The organism is Rhizobacter sp. (assembly GCF_035702065.1).
Classification (GTDB): Bacteria; Pseudomonadota; Gammaproteobacteria; order Burkholderiales; family Burkholderiaceae_C; genus Rhizobacter.
In genome coordinates, this window is the sequence record NZ_DASSRA010000299.1 from 1 (window position 1) to 3560 (window position 3560).

Sequence of the window (3560 nt, forward strand, 5' to 3'; positions counted from 1 at the left end):
CGGTCAATGCCTACGAGGCCGAGGCACGGCGGCTGGCGCGCTTCTTCCGCGTGGGCCACACGCCGGGCGAGATGAAGGTGCCGAAGGACGAGCGCAACCCGAACTTCCCGTTCACGCTGGATCTGAGGCGGGCGACGCAGGACTGAGCGAAGCGCACCGCGCGTCGACACCCGTTCGGCCTGAGGTATCGAAGGCTCGCTCAGGCCGTGCCAGGCTTCGATACCTCAGCCCGAACGGGTGGAGCGGCATGGCAGACTCCACCCATGCTCCTGTCTGCTCCGCGCGTGCTCTCCGTCATCCCGCCGATGACGCAGCTCAACACGCCGTACCCGTCCACCGCCTACCTCACGGGCTTCCTGCGTTCGCGCGGCGTCGATGCCGTGCAGGAGGACCTGGCGCTGGCCTTGGTGCTACGCCTGCTGTCTGCCGAGGGGCTGCTGGAGGTTCGCGAGCGGATCGAAGCCTTGCCAGCCTCCGCGCGCACGCCGCAGATCCATGCCTTCATGGACCAGTTCGACCGCTACCACGCCACCATCGGCCCGACCATCGCCTTCCTGCAGGGCCGCGACCCCACGCTTGGCCACCGCATCGCCGGGCGCGGCTACTTGCCCGAAGGTGCGCGCTTCGACTCGCTCGACGTCTACATCGACGAGGAGGGCGGCGACCCGCTTGCCTGGGCGTTCGGCGCGCTCGGCATGCAAGACCGCGCCCGCCACATCGCCACGCTCTACCTCAACGACCTGGCCGACGTGCTGCGTGATGCCATCGACCCGCGCTTCGAGTTCGTGCGCTACGCCGAATCGCTGGCGCAGAGCCAGCCCACCTTCGATCCGCTGGCGCAGGCGCTGGCCGAGCCACTCAACCTCGTCGACCGCACCCTGGTCGAGCTGACGCTGGTGGCGGTCAAGAAGCACCGGCCCGGCGTGCTGCTGGTGTCGGTGCCGTTCCCGGGTTCGGTGTACGCGGCCTTTCGCATCGCACAGGCGGTGAAGGCGCACGATCCGGAAATCGTCACGGTGCTCGGCGGCGGCTTCGTCAACACCGAGCTGCGCGAGCTCACCGAGCCGCGCGTGTTCGACCACTTCGACCACGTGACGCTCGACGCCGGCGAACGCCCGCTGCTCGCGCTGCTGGAGCACCTGCAGGGCAAGCGCTCGCGCCAGCGGCTCGTGCGCACCTACCTGCGCGAAGACGGCGCGGTGCGCTACGTCAACATGATGGAAGCCGACGTGGCCTTCGCCGAAGTCGGCACGCCCACCTGGGACGGCCTGCCGCTCGACAAGTACTTGTCGCTGCTGGACATGCTCAACCCGATGCACCGGCTGTGGAGCGACGGGCGCTGGAACAAGCTCACCGTGGCCCACGGCTGCTACTGGAAGAAGTGCAGCTTCTGCGACGTGAGCCTCGACTACATCTCGCGCTACGAAGGCGCTTCGGCCGCCACGCTGGTCGACCGCATGAAGGCCATCGTCGAGGAGACGGGGCAGACCGGCTTCCACTTCGTCGACGAGGCCGCGCCGCCCAAGGCGCTCAAGGCGCTGTCGGCCGAGCTGATCCAGCGGCAGCTCTCGGTCTCGTGGTGGGGCAACATCCGCTTCGAGAAGTCGTTCAGCCCCGAGCTGTGCCAGCAGATGGCCGACAGCGGCTGCATCGCCATCTCGGGCGGGCTGGAAGTCGCCTCCGACCGCCTGCTCGCGCTGATGAAGAAGGGCGTGTCGGTGGAGCAGGTGGCGCGCGTGACCAAGGCCTTCTCCGATGCCGGCATCCTGGTGCACGCCTACCTGATGTATGGCTTTCCCACGCAGACGGCGCAGGACACGGTGGACGCGCTCGAGTACGTGCGCCAGCTGTTCGAGAACGGCTGCATCCAGTCGGGCTTCTTCCACCGCTTTGCCTGCACCGTGCATTCGCCGGTGGGCCAGCACCCCGAGGAGTACGGCGTCACGCTGCAGCCGCTGCCGCCGGTGTCCTTCGCCAAGAACGACATCGGCTTCATCGACCCCACCGGCACAGACCACGACGCGCTGGGTGTGGGGCTCAAGAAGGCGCTCTACAACTACATGCACGGCATCGGGCTGGAGGAAGACGTGCGCCGCTGGTTCGACTTCCCCGTGCCCAAGACGAAGGTGCCGCGCCATCGCATCGCGAAGGCGCTGGCGGATTCCAGCGAGCCCGTCAGCGAACGCGCCGCACCGTCACGGCGTTGAGCACCCCGCCGAGGTAAATGCCTTCGGCGCGCACCAGGTCGTCCTGCTGCAAGGCCGCGAAGAACTCGCTCTGCGTCATGGCGCCGCCCTGGGCATTGAAGTAGTTGGCGCCGCTCGTGTCGACGCCGGTGCCGAGGATGGTCAATGCCGTGGTGGTTCCGATGCGGCGCGCCGGGCCGCCCACGCCGGTGCCCGGGGTGCTCCGGGGCAGGCGGGTCACCAGTTCTGCGTCGATGCGGTCGCCGTCGGCCTGACCGAGCACCACGATCTCGTCACCCACGGCTAGGTTGCCGAGGTTGAGCGTGCCGCCGTCGACCAGGGTGTCGTTGAGCAGGGTTTCGGCGCGAATGCGGATCTCCACGCCAGGGTTGTCGAGCAGGTTGAAGCGCTGGCCGGCGGGGTCGACCGCCGTGACCCGGCCACGGGCATACCCGCTGAGCGACACCGGGAAGAAGCTCAGCTTTTCGGCGTTCAGCACCTGGGCGCTGTCCAGCGTGCCCGTGACGCGGATGCGCACGCCGGTGGCGAGATCGGCCCGCGTGCCGCCTTCGTAGCGCGTGGCGAGGTTCACCTGCACGGCCTGGCCGTTCAGGCTGAAGCGCCCCGTGCCTGCATCCCACTGCGCGGTGATGCCTTCAATCTGCTGCTTGCTCAGCGACGTGGCGGTTCGGCGGTCGACGAGGCTGATCTTTCTGGCCACGGCCTGGCCGTTGGTGGGTGCGGCCTGCAGCACCACGCGCACGAGCTGGCCCGCGGCCAGGGTGGCCTGCGTCACGCCCTCGAACTCGGCCGTGGCAAGGTCGATGTCGAGCCCCGACAGGCGCACGCTGCTGCCCGTGATCGAGCTGATGAACGCGGTGAGCTGCAGGTTGCCGCCGCTGCCTTCCTTGGCCACCCAGGTGGCGTGCAGGCTGCCGTCCGGCGCGCGGAAGCCCGACACCTGCACGCGGTCGCCGAGCTGCAGGTCGTCGATCTCGGACGCGTTGCTGAACAGGGTGCCTTCACCGATGACGATGCGCTGCCCCAGCACACTCACGACGCCCGCGCCGGGCAAGGCTTCGATGTTGCCGCGCAGCAGGCTCTCGTAGACCAGGCGGGTGGCCGTGCCGGTGTTGCCGCTGGGCGCGATGCGGCTGACCACGTCCACCACCATGCCCCCGCGCAGGTCGGCTTGCGTGCGCCCGGCGATGCCGTCCACCACGATGTCGGCCGAGCGCACGTCGAAGTGGATGCCGTTGACGACCACGCTGCCGAACCCGTTGACCACGCCGGTGGTGTGCGTGTCGGGGGGCGTCATGCCCGAGCCGTCTTCGCCGACGCCGCCGCATTGGGTGAGGAACAGGGTGGCGGTGC

Annotated in this window: 3 protein-coding genes; 2 read left to right on the forward strand and 1 reads right to left on the reverse strand. The window is 69.0% G+C overall.

Annotated elements, in window-relative coordinates; all coding sequences use genetic code 11:
- Window positions 1-146 (forward strand): transglutaminase family protein (locus VFL64_RS13545; RefSeq protein WP_489540907.1); only part of this gene is annotated, 146 nt, incomplete at its 5' end.
- 117 nt (window positions 147-263) lie between these two features.
- Window positions 264-2207, forward strand: coding sequence for a B12-binding domain-containing radical SAM protein (locus tag VFL64_RS13550; protein ID WP_489540905.1), 1944 nt, complete (start codon window positions 264-266; stop codon window positions 2205-2207).
- Here VFL64_RS13550 and VFL64_RS13555 read toward each other — a convergent pair.
- A partial coding sequence (locus VFL64_RS13555; RefSeq protein ID WP_489540906.1) for a DUF5666 domain-containing protein occupies window positions 2176-3560 on the reverse strand: 1385 nt, incomplete at its 5' end. The genes VFL64_RS13550 and VFL64_RS13555 overlap by 32 nt on opposite strands.